Origin of the sequence: Oscillibacter sp. GMB15532, from assembly GCF_041020825.1 — a bacterium.
In the GTDB taxonomy this organism is placed as follows: domain Bacteria; phylum Bacillota; class Clostridia; order Oscillospirales; family Oscillospiraceae; genus Oscillibacter.
Genome location: NZ_JBEVTO010000002.1, coordinates 152,998 through 173,700, shown reverse-complemented (window position 1 = coordinate 173,700; position 20,703 = coordinate 152,998). Strand labels below are relative to the sequence as shown.

Annotated in this window: 17 protein-coding genes; 14 read left to right on the top strand and 3 right to left on the bottom strand. The window is 54.6% G+C overall.

What is annotated here, in order from left to right; genetic code table 11:
* Nucleotides 1–27 precede the first annotated feature (27 nt).
* The 4 genes from ABVS15_RS03380 to ABVS15_RS03365 all read left to right on the top strand — a co-directional run bounded on the left by ABVS15_RS03380 (nt 28) and on the right by ABVS15_RS03365 (nt 6,171).
* Entirely contained in the window at nt 28–1,191 is a 1,164-nt protein-coding gene (locus ABVS15_RS03380; RefSeq protein ID WP_369282351.1) for a cation diffusion facilitator family transporter, read from the top strand.
* 278 nt (nt 1,192–1,469) lie between these two features.
* On the top strand, nt 1,470–2,804 hold the full coding sequence (locus ABVS15_RS03375; protein ID WP_369282350.1) for a uracil-xanthine permease family protein: 1,335 nt from the start codon (nt 1,470–1,472) through the stop codon (nt 2,802–2,804).
* 414 nt (nt 2,805–3,218) lie between these two features.
* Nucleotides 3,219–4,439, top strand: coding sequence for a tyrosine--tRNA ligase (tyrS, locus tag ABVS15_RS03370; RefSeq protein ID WP_369282349.1), 1,221 nt, complete (start codon nt 3,219–3,221; stop codon nt 4,437–4,439).
* 115 nt (nt 4,440–4,554) lie between these two features.
* Nucleotides 4,555–6,171: an ABC-F family ATP-binding cassette domain-containing protein gene (locus tag ABVS15_RS03365; protein ID WP_369282348.1), complete on the top strand. Its 1,617-nt coding sequence runs from the start codon at nt 4,555–4,557 to the stop codon at nt 6,169–6,171.
* A 74-nt stretch (nt 6,172–6,245) separates the two neighbouring features.
* Here ABVS15_RS03365 and asd read toward each other — a convergent pair whose 3' ends face one another.
* The gene (asd, locus tag ABVS15_RS03360; RefSeq protein WP_369282347.1) at nt 6,246–7,337 is read right to left on the bottom strand and encodes an aspartate-semialdehyde dehydrogenase; all 1,092 of its coding nucleotides are present in this window, start codon (nt 7,335–7,337) and stop codon (nt 6,246–6,248) included.
* Between the two features lie 188 nt (nt 7,338–7,525).
* On the opposite strand from asd, the gene ABVS15_RS03355 reads away from it, so the two are divergent.
* Both ABVS15_RS03355 and queA read left to right on the top strand, forming a co-directional pair.
* Nucleotides 7,526–9,076 (top strand): SpoIID/LytB domain-containing protein, encoded by a 1,551-nt coding sequence (locus ABVS15_RS03355; protein WP_369282346.1) that lies wholly within the window; start codon nt 7,526–7,528, stop codon nt 9,074–9,076.
* A 118-nt stretch (nt 9,077–9,194) separates the two neighbouring features.
* On the top strand, nt 9,195–10,220 hold the full coding sequence (gene queA / locus ABVS15_RS03350; RefSeq protein ID WP_369282345.1) for a tRNA preQ1(34) S-adenosylmethionine ribosyltransferase-isomerase QueA: 1,026 nt from the start codon (nt 9,195–9,197) through the stop codon (nt 10,218–10,220).
* A gap of 179 nt (nt 10,221–10,399) precedes the next feature.
* Here queA and ABVS15_RS03345 read toward each other — a convergent pair whose 3' ends face one another.
* Nucleotides 10,400–11,638, bottom strand: coding sequence for a sensor histidine kinase (locus tag ABVS15_RS03345; protein WP_369282344.1), 1,239 nt, complete (start codon nt 11,636–11,638; stop codon nt 10,400–10,402).
* Nucleotides 11,635–12,312, bottom strand: coding sequence for a response regulator transcription factor (locus tag ABVS15_RS03340; protein WP_369282343.1), 678 nt, complete (start codon nt 12,310–12,312; stop codon nt 11,635–11,637). Before ABVS15_RS03340 ends, ABVS15_RS03345 begins: the two co-directional genes overlap by 4 nt.
* Nucleotides 12,313–12,435: 123 nt before the next feature.
* Here ABVS15_RS03340 and ABVS15_RS03335 point away from each other — a divergent pair, with 123 nt between their 5' ends.
* The 8 genes from ABVS15_RS03335 to xerD all read left to right on the top strand — a co-directional run bounded on the left by ABVS15_RS03335 (nt 12,436) and on the right by xerD (nt 20,602).
* The gene (locus tag ABVS15_RS03335) at nt 12,436–13,110 is read left to right on the top strand and encodes a polyphosphate polymerase domain-containing protein (RefSeq protein ID WP_369282342.1); all 675 of its coding nucleotides are present in this window, start codon (nt 12,436–12,438) and stop codon (nt 13,108–13,110) included.
* Nucleotides 13,111–13,151: 41 nt separating this feature from the next.
* On the top strand, nt 13,152–13,823 hold the full coding sequence (locus ABVS15_RS03330) for a DUF4956 domain-containing protein (RefSeq protein WP_369282341.1): 672 nt from the start codon (nt 13,152–13,154) through the stop codon (nt 13,821–13,823).
* Nucleotides 13,824–13,834: 11 nt separating this feature from the next.
* Nucleotides 13,835–15,997: a CotH kinase family protein gene (locus ABVS15_RS03325; protein WP_369282340.1), complete on the top strand. Its 2,163-nt coding sequence runs from the start codon at nt 13,835–13,837 to the stop codon at nt 15,995–15,997.
* Nucleotides 15,998–16,494: 497 nt separating this feature from the next.
* Nucleotides 16,495–17,628 (top strand): tRNA guanosine(34) transglycosylase Tgt, encoded by a 1,134-nt coding sequence (tgt, locus tag ABVS15_RS03320; RefSeq protein WP_369282339.1) that lies wholly within the window; start codon nt 16,495–16,497, stop codon nt 17,626–17,628.
* 80 nt (nt 17,629–17,708) lie between these two features.
* Nucleotides 17,709–18,113, top strand: a complete 405-nt coding sequence (gene yajC / locus ABVS15_RS03315; RefSeq protein ID WP_369282338.1) for a preprotein translocase subunit YajC — start codon at nt 17,709–17,711, stop codon at nt 18,111–18,113.
* A 90-nt stretch (nt 18,114–18,203) separates the two neighbouring features.
* On the top strand, nt 18,204–18,641 hold the full coding sequence (locus tag ABVS15_RS03310) for a hypothetical protein (RefSeq protein WP_369282337.1): 438 nt from the start codon (nt 18,204–18,206) through the stop codon (nt 18,639–18,641).
* A 395-nt stretch (nt 18,642–19,036) separates the two neighbouring features.
* A complete protein-coding gene (locus tag ABVS15_RS03305) occupies nt 19,037–19,645 on the top strand; it encodes a stage II sporulation protein M (protein WP_369282336.1) in 609 nt (202 codons plus the stop codon).
* 75 nt (nt 19,646–19,720) lie between these two features.
* Nucleotides 19,721–20,602 (top strand): site-specific tyrosine recombinase XerD, encoded by an 882-nt coding sequence (xerD, locus tag ABVS15_RS03300; RefSeq protein WP_369282534.1) that lies wholly within the window; start codon nt 19,721–19,723, stop codon nt 20,600–20,602.
* Nucleotides 20,603–20,703 lie beyond the last annotated feature (101 nt).

The window sequence follows — 20,703 nt, the reverse complement described above, 5'->3', positions numbered from 1 at the left end:
CGGCGAGAGGGAAAAGGAGTTGACGGTATGATACGACTTCTTGCAAAAATCTTTATCAGGGACCAGGCGAACGCGCCGTCGGTACGGACGGCCTACGGCGTCCTGTGCGGGGCTGTGGGGATATTTCTGAATATTCTGCTGTTTGCGGGAAAGCTTTTCGCAGGCTCTGTTTCCGGGTCTATCGCCGTCACCGCCGACGCGTTCAACAACCTCTCCGATGCCGGCTCCTCCGTCATTACGCTGACGGGCTTTCGTCTGGGCGGACATCGGCCTGACTCTGAGCACCCGTTTGGTCACGGGCGAATCGAATATATCTCCGGTCTTCTGGTGTCTATGCTCATCATTTTGATGGGCTTTGAGCTGGCCCGGACGTCTGTGGAGAAAATCCTGCGTCCCTCGCCTGTGGACTTCTCGTGGCCCAGCGCGGCCATTCTGGTGGCGTCCATTTTCGTGAAGCTGTATATGTATCGCTATAACCGGACGGTAGGGGAGCGTATCGGCTCCACCGCCATGCACGCCGCGGCCATAGACAGTCTCAGTGACAGTGCGGCCACCGCTGTGGTCCTGCTGGCGACGCTGGCGGGCCGCTTTACCGATGCGAATATTGACGGCTGGTGCGGCATTCTGGTGGCGCTGTTCATCGTCTGGTCCGGACTCTCCTCCGCCCGGGATACCCTGGATCCTCTTCTGGGCCAGCCTCCCTCCGCCGAATTTGTGAAGAACATCCGAAACATTGTGACCAAACACCCGGGGATTTTGGGCGTTCACGATCTGATCGTCCATGATTACGGCCCCGGCCGGTGCATGATCTCGCTCCATGCGGAGGTCCCTGCCAATGAGGATGTGCTGATACTTCACGATGAGATTGACAACATTGAGCGGGAGCTGAAGCGCACACTCGGCTGTGAGACGGTCATTCACATGGACCCCATCGTGACGGACGACGGCGTGACCAAGGAAACCCGCAGGCGGGTGGAGGCGCTGGTGAACTGCATTGACGAGGAAATCTCCATTCATGATTTTCGCATGGTGACGGGGCCTACGCATACAAACCTGATTTTTGACGCGGCAGTGCCCTTTAAATTCCGGCTGACGGACGAGGCGGTACGCGCCAAAATCTGCGCCGCGGTGCGGGCGCTGGACGGCGATTATTTTGCGGTGGTAAATGTTGAGCGGTCATATACCGCGTGAGGTTTGTCACAGAAAGGTGCCCCCGGCCGACGCTTCGGCTGGGGGTATAGGATACTCACCGTCATAATTACCAAATATGCGACAAAAATTTTTAAAAAGGCGTGGGAAATCCGCTCTTGCAATTTATTTGCTGTTTTTGTATAATTGTGCGGATAAGTGCGAAAGGAGGCTGGAGTTATGACGGTTTGGAAGGGTCTTAACACCGCCTTTTTTTGCGACCCCATTTGACCGGCCTTTGTGCCGGTATTTTTTTGCGCAAAATAGAGAGGAGATCTGCCATGAACGAGAAAAATTCCGCCCCTGTCCGGGACGCAAGGACCCTGGGCATCCCCAAGATGCTGCTGCTGGGCCTTCAGCACATGTTTGCCATGTTTGGGGCAACGGTTCTGGTCCCCATCATCGTCAGCGGCTACGGACTACCCCTGTCCATCCAGACAACACTACTGTTTGCAGGACTTGGTACGCTGCTGTTCCACGCCTGCACGAAGTTTAAGGTCCCGGCGTTTTTAGGTTCCTCCTTCGCGTTTCTGGGAGGCTTTGCCGCCGTGGCGGAGATGAACGGCGGAAAGTACGCCGCCATGACCGGCGCGGAAAAGCTGCCCTATGCTTTGGGCGGTGTGGTTGTGGCAGGCCTGATGTATCTGGTTCTGGCGCTGCTGTTCAAAGTAGTGGGACCCTACAAGGTCATGCGTTACTTTCCGCCGGTGGTCACTGGGCCCATTATCATCCTGATCGGCCTGATTCTTGCCCCCACTGCCGTGACCAATTCAGCTACCTGCTGGCCCTTGGCCCTGCTGGCCATTGTCACCATCATCTCCTTCAACATCTGGGGGAAGGGCATGCTGAAAATTATTCCCATTCTTCTGGGCGTGGTCATCCCCTATGTGGTGGCACTGCTTACCAAACAGGTGGACTTCGCCCCCGTTGCTCAGGCGGGCTTTGTGGGCTTGCAGCCCTTTGTTCTGGCAAAATTTGACGTGTCCGCCATTTTGGTGATGGCCCCCATTGCCATCGCCGCCATGATGGAACACGTGGGTGACATCTCCGCCATCTCTGCCACGGTGGGGGAGAACTTCCTAGAATCTCCGGGCCTCCACCGCACACTGGTGGGTGATGGTCTGGCCACTGCCATGGCTGGCATGCTTGGCGGCCCTGCCAACACCACCTATGGCGAAAACACCGGCGTACTGGTGCTCAGCCGGGTGTACGACCCCAAGGTAGTCCTGCTGGCGGGTGTGTACGCAATCATCCTGTCCTTCAGTCCCAAATTTGCCGCCGTTATCAATTCCATTCCCGTGGCGGTTATCGGCGGCGTCAGCTTTGTGCTCTATGGGATGATTTCCGCCGTGGGTGTGCGCAACGTGGTGGAAAATCAGGTTGATTTTACCCGCAGCCGTAACCTGCTGATTGCGGCGGTGATTTTGGTTTCAGGTCTTGGCTTCAACGGCACGGGGGGGCTGACCTTTACCGTGGCGGGCGCCCATGTGACACTGACAGGTCTGGCCATCGCTGCCATCGCGGGCGTTGGGCTGAACGCCATTCTCCCCGGAAACGACTTTACATTCGGCAAAACCGCCTCCGCGGATGTCTCTGCGGATTTGGGCAGGTACTGAGCTTGCCTGCAAGAATGTTCGTCTTCGTCTCAAGGCAACCCCGTCTTCTTGACAAACACTGAAAAATCGGGTATACTGTCTAACGTATACAGTAATACAGTGATGATGGGGAGAAGTACCCCGCGCGGCGTTGCAAAGAGAGCCTCTGGCTGGTGTAAAGAGGCGGGCGGGCGTGGGCGAATACACCTCTGAACCGGCGTCCAAACGGCTAAATTCGGCCCAGTAGGCGCGCCCGGGCAGCGCCCGTTACAGCGCGGTCGCGCCCAAGGCGCGGCAAGAGGCGCCTGCCCGCAAGGACGGCGCGAACAGAGGTGGTACCGCGAAGCGATTCGCCCTCTGTCCCCATGGGACGGAGGGCGTTTTTTCCACGTCTCGTCCCATATAAAAACTCGTCAGACAGGAGAATTGAGACAAATGGGAATTTACGAGGAATTGAAGGCCCGCGGACTGATCGCGCAGGTGACGGACGAAGAGGAAATCCGGGAGCTGCTGAATAACGGAAAAGCCGTGTTCTACATCGGCTTTGACCCCACGGCGGACAGTTTGCATGTGGGTCACTTCATGGCGCTGTGCCTGATGAAGCGGCTGCAAATGGCGGGGAATAAGCCCATCGCCCTCATCGGCGGCGGCACCGGCATGATTGGCGACCCCTCCGGCCGGTCAGATTTGCGCCAGATGATGACCACAGAAACGATTTGCCACAACTGCGACGCCTTTAAAAAACAGATGGAGCGGTTCATTGAGTTCGGCGAGGGTAAGGCCATGATGGTCAACAACGCGGACTGGTTAATGAAGCTGAACTACGTGGACATGCTGCGGGAGGTTGGCTGCTGCTTCTCCGTGAACAATATGCTGCGGGCAGAGTGCTACAAGCAGCGGATGGAGAAGGGACTTTCCTTCCTGGAATTCAACTATATGATCATGCAGTCCTATGACTTCTATCATATGTTCCAGGCCTTTGGCTGCAATATGCAGTTTGGCGGCGACGACCAGTGGAGCAACATGCTGGGCGGCACGGATCTGATTCGCCGGAAATTGGGTAAGGATGCTTATGCCATGACCATCACCCTCCTGATGAACGCAGAAGGGAAGAAGATGGGCAAAACCGCCTCTGGCGCGGTGTGGCTGGACCCCAACAAGACAAGCCCCTTCGATTTTTACCAGTACTGGCGGAACGTGGGAGACGCGGATGTGCTCAAGTGCATCCGGATGCTGACCTTCCTGCCTCTGGAGGAAATCGACGCCATGGACAAATGGGAGGGCAGCCAGCTCAACCGGGCCAAGGAAATTCTGGCCTACGAGCTGACAAAGCTGGTCCACGGCGAGGACGAGGCGGAGAAGGCGCAGGAGACGGCGCGTGCGCTTTTCTCCGGCACCGGCGACGCGGAAAATATGCCTGCAACCGTCCTTTCAGAGGATCGGTTTGAAAACGGAAAAATCGGCGTTCTGAATCTTCTGACGGCTTGCGGCCTCTGCGCCTCCAACGGCGAGGCTCGGCGGCTGGTGCAGCAGGGCGGCGTGATGGTGAGCGACAAAAAGGCGGAGGTGACCGACGTGTACGACCGGGAGGATTTCTCCGGCGAGGGCGTGGTCATCAAAAAGGGCAAGAAAATCTTCCACCGGGCCCAAATCTAAGCGTTGCCGTGAATCCAATGCCGTCGTAAAATGCGGAAACAGCAGCAGCGGCAGACGCGCCTTGGCGCGCCTGCTGCCGCGCTGAAATACGAAAATAACAAAAAGGAAAACGAGAATGATTACAGTCAGTGAAGTCAGCTTAAACTTCAGCGGCCAGGCGCTGTTCAAGGACGTGAATCTGAAATTCATCTCCGGCAACTGCTATGGCATCATCGGCGCCAACGGCGCGGGAAAAACCACTTTCCTCCGCATCCTCTCCGGAGAGCTGGAGCCCACCACCGGCGACGTGTTCGTCTCCGACAATCAGCGTATGTCGGTTTTGAAGCAGGACCATTTCCAGTATGACGAGTACACGGTGCTGGACACGGTCATCATGGGCAACCAGCGCCTGTATGATATCATGAAGGAGAAGGATGCGCTGTACGAGAAGGAAGATTTCTCCGATGCGGACGGCGTGCGGGCCAGCGAACTGGAGGCAGAGTTTGCCGACATGGACGGGTGGGAGTCGGAATCCGACGCCAGCCGCCTGATTCAGGGGCTGGGTCTTTCCAACGATATTTTGTATACGCAGGTGTCTTCTCTCACCGCAAAGGAAAAGGTGAAGGTGTTGCTTGCGCAGGCCCTGTTCGGGAAGCCGGACATTATCCTGCTGGACGAACCCACGAACCATCTGGATTTGCAGGCCATCGAATGGCTGGAAAACTTCCTGATGGACTATGAGGGCCTGATTATCGTGGTGAGCCACGACCGCTATTTCCTGAACAACGTGTGTACCAGCATCGTGGACGTGGACTACGGCAAAATCAGGATGTACGTGGGTAACTATGAATTCTGGTATGAGTCCAGCCAGATGGTCCAAAAGATGATGAAGGACCAGAACCGGAAAAATGAGGACAAGATTAAAGAGCTTCAGCTCTTTATCCAGCGCTTCTCCGCCAACAAGTCCAAATCCAAGCAGGCCACCTCCCGCCGAAAGCTCTTGGATAAGCTGACGGTGGATGAGATGCCCGCTTCCTCACGTCGGTATCCCTTCGTGGGCTTTGCGCTGGATCGGGAGCCGGGGAAGGAAATTCTGACCGTGGAGGGTCTGAACAAGACCATCGACGGGCGGCAGCTTTTGAAGGATGTGTCCTTCCGGGTGAACAAAGGAGACAAAATCGCCTTTGTGGGTGAAAACGAGCTGGCGAAAACCACGCTCTTCCGCATTATTATGGAAGAGCTGGAAGCCGACGCAGGCAGCTTTAAGTGGGGCACCACCATTTCCACCAGCTATTTCCCGCTGGACAACTCCGCCTTTTTCAACGACTGCAACCTGAATTTGGTGGAGTGGCTGGGGCAGTATACGGCGGACAACGCGGAGGAGGGCACGGAGTCCTTCAAGCGCGCCTTTTTGGGACGGATGCTCTTTTCAGGAGACGACGTGTTTAAGGCGGTCAAGGTACTCTCCGGTGGTGAGAAGGTGCGGTGCATGCTCTCTCGGATGATGCTGTTCGGCTCAAACGCGCTGGTGCTGGACCAGCCCACCAACCATCTGGATCTGGAGTCCATCACCGCCGTCAACAAGGGTCTGATCGAGTACAAGGGCGTGGTGCTGTTTGCCAGCCACGACCATGAGTTTGTGCAGACCGTGGCCAACCGCATCATCGACTTTCAGGCCGACGGAACCATCATCGATAAGGCCTGCACCTATGACGATTATATTGAGCTGCAAAAGGCGGGAAATGCTCGCTGAGCCTGCAAAGACTGAGAATTAAAAAACCTCCTGCCCACAAAATGTGGGCAGGAGGTTTTCCTTTACAGCGTCTGTTATTTCGAGGTAATATAGCCTTTTTTGCACAGCAGTTCTGCCAGCAGAACACCGCCGCCGGCGGCGCCGCGCAGGGTGTTGTGGCTCAGTCCCACAAACTTATAGTCATACTGGCTGTCTTCCCGCAGGCGGCCGATAGAAATTGCCATGCCGTGCTCCAGATTCCGGTCCAGACGGGTCTGGGGCCGGTCTGCCTCCTCAAAATAGTGGAGAAACTGCTTGGGAGCGGAGGGCAGCTCCAACTCCTGCGCGGGGCCGCGGAAAGAGGCCCAATCCTCTTTAATCTGCTCAATAGACGGCTTACAGCCGTCCTTGAATTTCATAAACACGGCGGCCATGTGGCCATCCTGACAGGCCACGCGAAAGCACTGGGCCGTGATGACCGGAGCGCTGGCGGCGACAATTTTTCCATCCTCCACCTTGCCCCAGACCTTCAAAGGCTCCTGCTCGGATTTCTCCTCCTCGCCGCCGATGTAGGGGATGCAGTTGTCCACCATCTCGGGCCAGCGCTCAAAGGTTTTTCCAGCGCCGGAAATGGCCTGATAGGTGCACACCAGCGCTTGCTCCACACCGTACTTCAGCAGGGGGTGGAGAGCGGGGACGTAACTTTGGATGGAACAGTTGGACTTCACGGCGATAAAGCCCCGCTTTGTGCCAAGGCGACGACGCTGGGCTTCGATAACCTCCAGGTGCTCGGCATTTAGCTCAGGCACCACCATGGGCACGTCCTCTGTCCAGCGATTGGCGGAGTTGTTGGATACCACGGGGCATTCCAGCTTTGCGTATCTCTCCTCCAGCGCCCGGATTTCCTCCTTCTTCATATCCACGGCGCAGAAGATGAAGTCCACTTGGGCGGCAAGCTTTTCCGCGTCGGCTTCCGCATCCAGAACGGTCAGTCCCTTTGCCGCCTCCGGAATTTCAACCTCCATGGCCCAGCGGGCGGACACGGCCTCCCCATAGGGCTTTCCCGCGCTGCGTGCGCTGGCGGCCACAGCGGTAAGCTGGAACCAGGGGTGATTTTCAAGCAGGGTGACAAAGCGCTGGCCCACCATGCCGGTGCAGCCTACAACGCCCACTTTGTACTGTTTCATCAAGATTTGCCTCCTAAGTGATATGATTTGGCGGGGAACGTCGAATTTCTGTTGAATGTGGGGCTTTCCTGTACTATAATATAAATGTATTGCACTCGGTTAAAATTCTTGTTCACCTGTTGCGGACATTTGTATTATGGTAGCACTATTTTCGTGTTCCGTCAAGGGAAAAGCCATGGGGAGGATGTATGAAAAAGCTATTTGGGATTCTGTCAATTCTCGTCATATTTCTTGCTCTTGGTACCGTGTCGGCCTCCGCCGCCGTAAACGGTACGGTGAAGGTGGGCCTGCGGTTTGGCAGTTCCGCCGTCTCCTCTGCCAATCTGGAAAATACCCAGAGCGGGGGCTATTCCCTCGGCTATTACGACGAGGGACGGAGCTTTGTCTCTCTTGGGAGCATTACTCAAACGGCCATTACCATGCGGCCGGGGGCGGATCTTGGAAATTTTGACCAGTCGGGGCCTTACGGTTCCTTTGCAGAGGCGGCCTCTGCCGCTGCGAATATGGGCGGCTGGCCTGCCTATGTGAGTGGGCAGTATTACGCCCGCCAAAGCGGTGGCAGCAGCGGGCACACGTCCACCTCTGTGGCGGTGACGGACACGTCCTCCTCGGCGGTTCTTTTTGAGTTTGACAGTCAGGGAATTTACAATCTCGGCGTTTCGCCGGTGGGTGGGCCGACCTGGTTCAAGGGCTACCGGTATGCCGGGGGCTTTGAATATCCGCGGGTCACAGGTGGAGGACTGTATGTGGTGAACGTGGTGTCGCTGGAGGACTATGTGAAGGGCGTTCTCCCTTATGAGATGGGGAAGGGATGGCCCGAGGCTGCGTTGCAGGCTCAGGCTGTGTGCGCCCGGACCTATGCCTCGGTGACCGCCAAACATCTGAATACCTATGGCTTTGATCTGTGCAACACCACGGACTGTCAGGTGTACAACGGCGTGAACGCCGCAGGCGGGGACACGGACGCCGCGGTGGATTCCACGGCGGGGGAGCGGGTGTGGTACCGGGGGGCGCTTGCCGAGACGGTGTATCATTCCTGCGACGGCGGCGCCACCGAGAGTGCTGAAAATGTCTGGGGAGGCACGGTGGGATACCTGGTTGGAAAAACCGACCCTTACGAGGCTACCGTTTCGATTCCCAATTACAGCTATACCGTGACCTACACGCCCTCGGAGCTGACGTGGGTGCTGCAAAACAGCGGCTATTCCATCGGAACGGTGAAAAACGCCTATGTCTCGGAGCGCACCTCCACCGGAAACGTTTACAAGGTCACTTTTGTGGATACAACGGGAAAGAGCCTGACGGTGAAGGGCGAAACCTGCCGCATGGCGTTTTACAGCACCACCTATGGCAAAAACGTGAAAAGCATGCGCTTTTCCATCAACGGGGACGACAGCGGGATGAACACCGCCTCCGGCTACTATGTAAACAACTCCGGCAGTACGCTTCCCTCCCTCAGCGGAGCCTATACCGTCTCCGGCAGCGGGGCGGTAGCCCCCTATACGGGAAGCGCACCCTATGTCCTCACCGCCTCGGGTGTGCAAGCGCTGAACGGGACCTCCGGCGCGGCGGTTTCCTCCTCTGCATCCTCTGCGTCTCCCGGCAGCTTTGTGATTACCGGCACCGGAAACGGACACAATGTGGGGCTTAGCCAATACGGCGCGTTGGCCATGGCAAAGCAGGGGTATTCCTACCGCGACATCCTGAATTTCTATTATACGGACATCACTGTGGAGTGATGCGGAACATTGGCAAGCCGCCCGCCAAAAGCGCGGCAGAGCCGCGTTACAGCGAAAAATTTTTCCTTTGCGGAATTTTTTCCAAAGCACAGGCACGCGGACCCATAGAGAGGTATAAATGAAGACCAGCGATTTTTACTATGACCTGCCCCAGGAACTGATTGCCCAGACGCCGATTGAAAAGCGGGACGCATCCCGTCTCCTGACGCTGGACAAACATACGGGCGCTTGGGAGCACCATCATTTTTATGAGCTTCCGGATTTTTTGACGGAAAAGGACTGCCTGATTTTAAATGATTCCCGGGTTTTGCCCGCCCGCCTTTTGGGGCAGCGCCTGCCCGGCGGCGGCGCCTGCGAGGTGCTGCTGCTGGCAGACAGGGGAGACGGCGTTTGGGAGTGTCTTGTCCGCCCCGGCAAAAAGCTGCGTCCCGGCGCGCAGGTGTCCTTTGGCGAGGGAGAGCTGACGGCGGAGGTCGTTGAAGAGGTGGAGGGCGGAAACAGATTAGTAAAATTCCACTATGAGGGAATTTTTCTGGAGGTCTTGGAGCGTCTTGGAAAAATGCCCCTGCCGCCTTATATCAAAGAGGAGTTGCAGGACCGGGAGCGATATCAGACCGTCTATTCCAAGGAACTGGGCAGCGCCGCCGCCCCCACGGCGGGCCTGCATTTCACAAAAGATTTACTGGAGAAAATTTCCGCCAAGGGTGTGGGAATTGGGTATGTGACGCTTCATGTGGGCCTTGGCACGTTCCGCCCTGTGAAGGAGGAGGAAATCCTTGACCATGAGATGCATAAAGAATTCTGCACCATTTCCCGGGAGGTGGCGGATCTGATCAATCGCACCCGGGCCAACGGGGGACGGGTAGTGTGTGTTGGAACCACTTCCTGCCGCACCGTGGAGTCCTGGGCCAACGAGGACGGGACCATGGAGCCCCGCTCCGGCTGGACGGGCATCTACATTTATCCCGGCTACCGCTTCAAGGTGACAGACGCGCTGATTACCAACTTTCACCTGCCGGAATCCACGCTGGTGATGCTGGTTTCCGCTTTGGCGGGACGGGAGCATATTCTGGCGGCTTACGAAGAGGCTGTGCGGGAGCAATATCGGTTCTTCAGCTTCGGCGATGCGATGTTTATTCATTAAAGACTGCCTCTGTAAAAACGAAAACCCCGGAGGGCCTTACTTCAAGGCCCTCCGGGGTTTTTTCGCACTTTCTCCCGATTTCAAAGTTTCCTGCCAACTATAAAAATCTCCTGTTCATTTCCGTTTGGCTTTCTTTCGGCGGCCGTAGGTGCCGATTTTCATGAGGGAAAAACCGCGGGCTAAAGCGTCACCGTAAAGCATGTCCATGCGCCCTCTTTCCCTGACACGGCAATCTTTCCCTTGTGAAGCTCTACCAGTGATTTGGCAATGGCAAGGCCAAGACCATATCCGCCCGTCTTGGTGGAGCGGGACGCGTCGCTGCGGTAAAACCGTTCAAAAATCCGCTCCTTTTCCTGTTCGGGAATTCCCGCGCCGGTGTTGTATATCTCCAAAATGTTTTTTTCGTTCTCTCGACGCAGCGTCACCTTTATTTCATCTCCTTTTCCGGAGTGCTTAATCGCATTGTCCATCAGGATGGCCACGAGCTGTTTAATCTGCGGCTCTCCGCCGGTGTACCGAAGGCCCTCCGCCACGTTGAAATCCAGACTTTTCCCGTCCTCAAAGGCCTGACTTTCAAAGGCCAGAAGGGTGCTCAGCACCGCGCGGCTCAAATCAAATTCGGTTGTCACCAGTTGATTGACGCCCTCGTCGGCTCTGGCCAGAGCAAGCAGATCGTGAACCAGACGGGTCATTCTATCCGCCTGATCCCGAATTTGCTGAAGCCGGATATTTTCTCCGATTTCATTCTCCAGCACATCCACATTGGCTGAAATAATGGTTAGAGGCGTTTTCAGCTCGTGGCTGGCGTCGGAAACAAACTGACGCTGCTTTGCAAAGGTCGCTTTCACGGGCTTAACTACCCACTTGGATAAAAGCACGGAGAAACCAAGCAAAATCACGCAAGTCACCGCCGTGACGATCATGGAGATAAAAATGAGCTCGTCCAGTATTTTCAGTTCCCGGCTGTTCTCCACAAACACAATGATTTTACCGTAATCTTTTTCTGCCACAAGGTACTGGTAATCGTCGTAGGAGCCTCTCACTTTTCCGCTCAGCAATACCGCCTCCGAATAAGAGATTGCCTCCTCCTGTGTAAAGCCGAACATCATCTCGTGCTGCACCTGCAAAACCTGATCCTGCTTGTCCAGCTTGACAAAAAACAGTCTCGCTGCCCGCATGGACTGAGAATCGAAGCGCGGTGGGATTAAAAGCTCCTGATGCGCGTCCTCTTCCGTCCGGCCGGGAGGAAGTAAAAACTCCATTCCGTCCTGATCCGCCACCATCCGCAAAATGTTGTCTGTCTGCTCGGCGTTGCTCCAATACACGAAAATATTCAGCGTTGCCACCAGGACTGTAAAAACCAGAAACAGAACGCCCATCATAATGCAGACAAACTTAATTTGCAGTCGCTTAATCATTCTGTTTCCTCCATAATATACCCCACGCCCCGCACCGCTTTAATCTGCAAAGGCGAGCCGATGACAGCCAGCTTCTTACGGATGAAGGAAACATACACCTCAATGGCGTTGTACTCCGCATCGCTCTCATAGCCCCAAATTTTTTCAATAAACCGTTCCTTTGGGATAATCTGGCGGTGATTCTGCATGAGCATTTCCACAATCTGATATTCCTTTTGCCCCAGCTTGACGGGGTTGCCTTTGTAGCTCAGCTCATAGCTTCGTTTGCTTAGCCGCGTGTCTCCACAGGCCAGTTCGTCGCCGGTAAATTCGCCCTTTCTGCGGGACATCGCCCGCAGGCGGGCCAAAAGCTCTCCGGAGGCAAAGGGCTTGGTTAAATAATCGTCCGCCCCAATATCCAGACCTTCTATTTTATCTTCCACCTCGGACTTGGCTGTCAGCAGCAGCACCGGGGTGGAGTTGTTCTGTTCGCGCAGCGAGCGCAGAACATCCAGACCGTTCTTTTTGGGAAGCATGATATCCAATATAATGACGTCGTAAATGCCGGTCATGGCGTATTCCTCACCGGAGACGCCATCGTAAACCGCGTCCACGGCGTATTTATCCTGCTTCATCAAAGCAACCAGCACATCGGAGAGCTGGGGCTCGTCCTCGATAATCAATACATTCATCATAAATCCCTCCTTATGGCTCTCATTATAACAGAAATGCTTGAAAAAATCTTGAATCAAATCTCAATGTAGCTTCAAGGCAGACGGGTTATTCTTTGCGCATACCAAATTGCAAGGAGGTTACCCATGAAACCGCGACACGAATTTAAGCACAGTCTCAATTATATGGACTATATGATTCTGCGCAACAAGCTGCGGGCCATTTTGCCCCACGACCGCAATGTGGGTGAAAACGGAGAGTATATCATCCACAGTCTCTATTTTGACACGCCGGAGGATAAGGCTTTGCTTGAAAAGCTGAACGGCGTCAACCGCAGAGAAAAATTTCGCCTGCGCCGCTATAACAACGATACGGAGTTTATCAAGCTGGAGAAAAAAAGCAAAGTAAACGGGATTTCCTACAAGGAGTCCAGCCGCCTTTCCCGGGAAGAGACAACCATGCTTCTCCAAGGGGAATGGGGCTGGATGGTGCAGCAGGAGCGCCCCTTGGTGGCCGAGCTTTACAGCAAAATGAACGGCCATCTTTTACAACCGAAAACCATTGTGGACTATACCCGGGAGCCATTCATCTATCGCGCAGGCAACGTCCGCATCACCTTTGACCGGGATATACGCACCGGGCTGCGCTCCAAGGACTTTTTGGGCGAGGATATTCCGACGCTTCCGGCGGGGGATGAGCTTGTGATTCTTGAAGTCAAATACGACGAGTTCATCCCGGGCTTTATCGCTGACCTGCTGCAATTGGGGAACCGAAAAGCGTCGGCCTGCTCCAAATATGCTTTGTGCCGCACCTACGGATAAGCAATCAACAACATAATGAAACGATAAAGGAGATTATTTTCATGACCTTTGATGATATTTTTAAATCAAGCTTCCTGGAGAATGTGACCAGCATCTCTCTTTTGGATATGGTGCTTGCCCTGGGCCTTGCCTTTGGCATCGGGGTATTCATCTTTCTTATCTACAAAAAAACCTTTAAGGGCGTGATGTATTCCGCCAGCTTCGGTGTTTCTCTCATTGCGTTAAGCATGGTTACCACCCTTGTTATTTTGGCGGTTACCAGCAACGTTGTGCTTTCCCTCGGCATGGTGGGCGCGCTGTCCATTGTCCGCTTTCGCACGGCAATCAAGGAACCGCTGGATATCGTGTTCCTTTTCTGGTCCATCGCTTCGGGAATTGTTCTGGCGGCGGGCATGATTCCTCTGGCTGTGTTTGGCAGCCTGTTCATCGGCATCATTCTGCTGGTCTTTGTAAACCGCAACTCTGTGGATACGCCCTATATTGTTGTACTTTCCTGCATGGATGCCGAAAGCGAACAAAATGCGGCTCAAAAGTTGAAGGGATTTGTCAAAAAGAGCGTGATTAAAAGCAAAACCGTCAGTCAAAAGGGCATTGAGCTGAACTATGAGATTCGTCTCAAATCGGATGATACCGCATTTGTCAATACGCTGAGCGAACTGCCCGGGGTGCAGAATATCGTGCTGGTCAGCTATAACGGTGAGTATATGGGATAGGAGGCGCGTCCATGTTAAGGCATAAATACACGACGCCGATCTGTATAGCAATTGTTGCGGCTATGCTGCTGACAACGATTCTGTTTGTATTTGGCGAATCTTTCGGACTGTCGGTGGCGCAGACGGAAATGCCCTATGTGGAATCTCTCTTTTCTACCGACCGCGTCCACATGCTGGATATTGTGGTTGAGGAGGACGACTGGCAGGAAATGCTGGACAGCGCCTCGAATAAAGAATATATTGCCGCCAGCATTGTGCTGGATGGGAATTCGGTGAAAAACGTCGGCCTGCGCACCAAGGGAAACTCCTCTCTTTCCAGCATTGTAAGCTCCGATTCCGACCGGTACAGCTTTAAAATTGAGTTTGACCATTACCAGACGGGTCAAACCTATTATGGGCTGGATAAGCTGGCCCTCAACAACATTGTGCAGGACAGTACCTATCTGAAGGATTATATCAGCTATCAGATGATGAACGAGTTTGACGCGGATTCTCCCTTGTGCAGCTTCATTTATATCACCGTCAACGGGGAGGATTGGGGCCTGTATCTGGCCGTGGAAGGGATTGAAGATGCCTATGCCAGCCGAAACTATGGCTCGGATTCCGGGCAGATTTATAAGCCGGATAGCATGAATATGATGGGCGGCGGCAATGGGGATAATGATGAAACCCGCGAAATACCCGACGGGAACAACCGCCAGCAATTCCGCCAGGCCGTCGATGCAAACACAGAGCAGCAGACACAGCAAGCAGCTGAGACAAGCTCGGAGCAGCAGACAAAGGAAATTGTCGATGCAGACCCGGAAAAGCAGTCCCGTGAAACTGCTGATACAAACGCGGAACAAAACACGGCGGTGAATCAGGACATTGCGGATATCAGCGAAAGCGCCGTGCCCTCTGCTGAGAATCAAGGCGATTCGGGAGGGGGACGGCAGGGAGGAGGTGCGGGCGGCATGGGTGGCGGAAGTACCGATGTGGCGCTGGTCTACTCGGACGACAACTACGACAGCTATTCCAATATTTTTGACAATGCCGTTTTTGATATCACAGATGCCGATAAGGAGCGGCTGATCTCCACATTGAAACAGCTTTCGGATGGGGAAAACCTTGAGGAAATTGTCAATATTGAAGAAGTTCTGCGATATTTTGTCGTACACAACTTTGTGCTGAATTTTGACAGCTATACCGGAAGCATGATGCACAACTATTATCTGTACGAAAAAGACGGGATGCTTTCCATGATCGCCTGGGACTACAACCTTGCCTTCGGCGCTTTTTCAGGCGGAGGAAATGCCCAAAGCGGAACGTCTTCCGCCACGTCACTTATCAATTACCCGATTGATACCCCGGTTTCCGGTACCACGCTGGAGGAGCGCCCTCTATTAGGGAAGCTGCTTGAAAATGAAACCTATCTGGAGCTTTATCATCAGCTTTTTGGTGAATTCATTTCCAACTATTTTGACAACGGAGAGTTTGAGCAAATGATTGACAGTACCGTTGCTCTGATCTCCCCTTACGTTGAAAAAGATCCCACCGCGTTTTGCACCTACGAGGAGTTTACCGAAGCCTGGGCCATGCTCAAAAGCTTTTGCCTGCTGCGGGCCCAGAGCGTGCAGGGCCAGCTTGACGGAACCATTCCCTCTACCAGCGAGGGGCAGAAGGCAGACAGCGCAAGTTTCGTGGATGCTTCCGCGATTGACATAAAAAGTATGGGCTCCAATACAGGCGGCATGGGCGGCGGAGAAAATTCCCGACCGGGCGGCCAGCAGACAGATGTGCAGGCGGACACGCAGTCTGGTGAAACGAATCCGGTTCCCGTTGATGCGGCGGGTGGGGAAGAGGACAGTGCGCAAGCTGCTCCTCCCGCAGGAACGGGAGACGACGGGCAGTTTCAGGATCAGAATGCTTCAACGGAATCCGGAGAGGATACTTCTCAGGATAGTACCGCAAAGGATGATACCGTGCAGGAAGATGCGCAGGTCTTTGGAGAGGGCTTCCCACCCGGGGACGGTGGGCGGGAGGGGAGACCTTCCGGAAATCGCCCGCAGGGCATCGGAAGCTGGCAGGAAACTGCCTCTGCATCCAATCAGATGTATTACTATTATCTGGCGGCAGCCGTGCTGTTTCTTGCCGTAGGCATTATTGCTGCTCGGCAGTTCCGGGTTCATCGCTGATTTTCTTTTTTGTAAGCATTAAATCAATAGGAAAGCGCCGCATCCTTCTTTTACTGAAAAGAGGATGCGGCACTTTTTGCCCGCGGAAATACGATGGAATTGCCCTGACAGTAAAAGAAGGGCCCGGTAAGGAGCGGTGGGCAGGGGAGAGCCGGTGTAGAATATACTGCCGGGCAAAGCAAACCCCAAACAGATACTTGTTGGCGAGATCGGCTTCGTAAACGGAGAATTAATGCCGTGCTTGCAAAGTCTGGCGCTTCCGTGTATAATCAGCAAAGTGAATTTTATGGCGTTGCGGGGCTGCATTTCAAGCTGTCTCCATGCTGCTTTTGAAAGGATTCGGTGGCCTTAGTCAGTCGTTTGCAGAATGAATGCATACTCAGTTTTGCATATGCATCGGATATACATGCGTATGCAATGCATATGCAAACGAGCGACTTCTCGGGTTTACCGGACGAGACGTTACCGCATAAAACTTCAGGGATTAGGAGCTATTCATGTTTAAAGTGATTGCGTATCAAGGCCGGGCGCGGCGGGGCGTTTTTTCCTGCGCCCACGGCGGCGAGGTTCAGACCCCAGTATTTATGAATGTGGGCACGCAGGGCGCCATTAAAGGCGGCGTCAGTGCCTTGGACCTCAAAGAAATCGGCTGCCAGATTGAACTTTCCAACACCTATCACCTCCATTTGCGGCCCGGAGACGGAATTGTGCGGGAGATGGGCGGCCTCCACAAGTTCATGGGCTGGGATGGCCCAATTCTCACGGATTCGGGCGGGTTTCAGGTGTTTTCTCTGGCGTCTTTGCGGAAAATCCGGGAGGAGGGTGTGACCTTTGCCTCCCACATCGACGGGCATCGGGTTTTCATGGGACCGGAGGAGTCCATGCGCATTCAGTCCAACCTTGGAAGCGACATTGCCATGGCGTTTGATGAATGCGTGGAGAATCCTGCGACGCACGAATACGCCGAGGCGTCCTGCAAACGGACGGCCCGGTGGCTGGAGCGGTGCATCGCGGAGCACGAGCGGCTGGGCGCCTTGCCGGACACCGTGAATCCCAAGCAAATGCTCTTTGGCATCAATCAGGGGGCCACGTTTTCAGACCTGCGGGTGTGGCATATGAAGGAAATTGCCAAGCTCAACTGCGACGGCTACGCCATCGGCGGACTTGCGGTGGGGGAGCCTGCGGAGGTGATGTACGAGGTCATCGACGCAGTGGAGCCTCACATGCCCAAGGAGAAGCCCCGGTATCTTATGGGCGTGGGCACGCCCAGCAACATTATCGAGGCTGTCGCCCGGGGCGTGGACTTTTTTGACTGCGTGATGCCCTCCCGCAACGGACGGCATGGAAAGCTGTTCACCTGGGAGGGGACGGTGAATATCATGAATCGGAAGTACGAGACGGACCCTGCCCCGGTGGGCGAGAGCTGCGGCTGTCCCTGCTGTCGCAGCTTTTCCAGAGCATATCTGCGCCATTTGTTTAAGGCGGACGAGGTGCTGGCCCTGCGGCTGTCCGTGCTGCACAATCTCTGGTTCTATAATGAGCTGATGCACAAGATCCGGGACGCGCTGGATTCCGGGACATTTGACGCATTTCGGGAAAAATACAGCGGAAAGCTGGAGCAACGGGTGTAAGCCTTGAAAAAGGGCTTGCAAATTTTGGTTGCTTTGGATATAATAAATTCATTCTGATAACACAAAGGAGTATTTGCCCTATGGATCCTACAACAATCATGATGCTGGTAGTTCTGATCGGCGTGTTCTACTTCATGATCATCCGTCCGGAAAACAAGCGGAAAAAGTCTGCCCAGCAGCTGCGCGACAGTCTGAAAAAGGGTGACAAGCTCACCACCATCGGCGGAATCGTGGGTTCCATCGTGCAGGTGAACGACGACACGATTATCATTGAAACCAGTGAGGACCGCGTCCGCATGGAAATTACCAAGTGGGCCGTATCCACCACCGGCGTGCAGACTTCTACCGACCCCAAGGCCAAGCAGAAGCAGGAGAACAAGCCTGCGGAGCAGGCGGCTGAGGAACCTGTCGCAGAGGAGCAGTCTGCTGAGACAGAACAGCCCGCCGGAGACGGCGAAAAGAAGTCCTGGGACCCCGAGGTGTAAAAGCGCCGGGGTAAAACCGGGACTACCCTTCATAAACAAACCTCTCCCGTCATATGCTGGTAAAGAGCATATGACGGGGGAGGGCTTTTTATGGCCAAACGAAAAATGCCCGGATGGGCAGGTTTTTTGGAGGGAGCGGCGCTGTCGCTGGGGCTTTACATCGGATTTCAATGTTTGCTTGCGCTGCTGACCATCAAGGGTGTCATGCCGGAGGAGATGGCGTTCCGCTTTCAGGCGGCAAGCGGAGTGCTGGCGGCCTGGGCTGGGGGAACGCTGTCAATTCGCCGCACGGAGGTGGGGCCTTTGTGGGCTGCGCTGGGGTCCGCGGTAATTTTTGCAGCCACGCTGGCCTTGGGCGGAATACTGCTTTGCGATGATTTGGTCTGGTCCGGAGAAAGTCTTATTTTGCTGGCGGCGGCGCTGGTAGGAGGCTTGCTGGCCGCGTTGCTGGGCCGAAAACCCGGAAAAAAGAAGAAGCAATCCCGCACTGGACCTGCCCGCCGGGCAAAGGTGGGGAAGAAGAGCTGATGTGTCCCTTGTGATTTTCACCAAATTTTTGGAGTTTTTTCAGATTTTTCCAAAAATTATTTAGCAGGGACTTTGAACCGCGGGATCATGTATTGGCACAGATGTAGTGGGGTCCGCTTGTGAGCGGACCCCACATCTTGACGTTTGCACTAGCGAAAGAACTATTTAAAACATTCGGTTTCTTAAGTTTACATAATGTTATTGACATAACATTTTGTCATAGTTTACAAAAAATAGAGGATTCTCGAAAAGCCCTTGCGGTCCGTGGAAAAAAGCAATATATTAGTAAGGACGATATTTACGTCAACCGACTTCTAACCTGTCCGCCCGCCGCATAGATTTGCGTGAGGTGAGGCGCTTTGTTTGTGGGGTCGGTGGGTGGCGGACGCCGCCTGATGCGGAGCGGACGCGGTCCGTGGCTCCGCTTGTTGCTGTTAGCCGCCTGTTTTCTTGTGGGCCTGTTTTTGGGACAGGTTCTTTCCGCCCGCGTAAGTGCGGAAACAGCCAGAGAGCTGACGGAGTATTTAAACGGCTATTTTTCATTGAGCACCCCGCCGGAGCCAACCGGGAGGACGGTGCTTTCTGCACTGGCAGTCTATTTTCGTTATCCATTGCTGGCGTTTTTGCTGGGCTTTGCCTCGGTGGGCGCGGTGCTTCTTCCGGCGGTGACGGCGGCATACGGTTTTTTTCTTTCGTTTTCCGTATGCTGTCTTACGGCGGCTTTCGGCCCCGGCGGCGTGCTTTTGGCGCTGGCGGTCTTTGGCCTGCGCTGCCTGATTACGCTTCCATGCTATTTTGCGGTGGCGGTCCCGGCGCTGGAAAAGTCCGTGGCGCTGGCGGCATTGTCTCTTGAAAAGGGAGGGCGACCCTCGCCCCCGGTTTATAATAAAGCCTGGTGGCTTCGGTTTGCGGTGGTGAGCGCGGTCCTGTCCGCCGGTGTGCTGACGGAACTGCTGGTAACTCCGTGGCTTTTAAACTGGGTTTTGGGAATGATTCTCCGGTAACATAAAAATTTTAAAAACCGTGCCGAACAAATTATTTTAAACGGCAGCGAGAGAGGGGGAACTTTTACTGTGGCGGTGGATTACCTGAAGCTTTACGAAAAATATCTGACCGCAGAAAAGGGCTCCTCCGTCAATACGGTGTCCGCCTATCTGCGGGACGTGGCCCAGTTTCAGGAGTTTCTCCATGTGGAGGAGGGCAGTGAGCTGCGCCGCGCCGCGCCCGAGATGGTTCAGCGCTATATGGATTGGATGCATACGAAGGGCAAGTCTGCTGCCTCGGTAACGCGGTTTCTGGCTGCTGTCAAGTCCTTTTACAGCTTTATGGTTTCCTCCGGCTCCATGGCAGCCAGCCCCGCGAGAGGGCTGACGGCCACAAAGGCGGAGCGGCGGTATCCTGAAATTCTCACCAGCAAGGAAGTGGAGCTGTTCTTGGAGCAGCCCCGCTGCATGGACGCCAAGGGTTTCCGCGACCACGCCATGCTGGAGTTGCTGTACGCCACCGGCATCCGCGTCAGCGAGCTGATTGCGCTGGATGTGAACGATCTGAATTTGTCGGCGGGTTTTTTGCGCTGCGCCAGCCGTGGTCGGGAGAGGATCATCCCCCTGTATCCTGCGGCGGTGAAGGCCCTGCGTGATTATGAACTGAGCATCCGGCCGGAAATCATCGCGGATATGGACGAGCGGGCTCTGTTCGTGAATATGAACGGTGAACGCATGAGCCGACAGGGCTTCTGGAAAATTATCAAGTATTATCAGGACAAGGCCGGGATTCAAAAGGACATCACGCCCCACACCCTGCGTCATTCTTTTGCTGTCCACCTGCTGGAAAACGGAGCCGATTTGCGCTCTATCCAGGAAATGCTGGGCCACGCGGATATTTCCTCCACGCAGATTTACACTCATGTAATAAAGAATCAGCTCAAGGACGTGTACAACAAGGCTCATCCCAAGGCGTGAATCAAACAGGAGCTAGCCGGGGCTGGTGCGGGAGCTTTCCCGCGCCAGCTCCTTATTTATGTTTAAAAAATTTTTAGTCAGAGCAAATCAAAATGGACGGA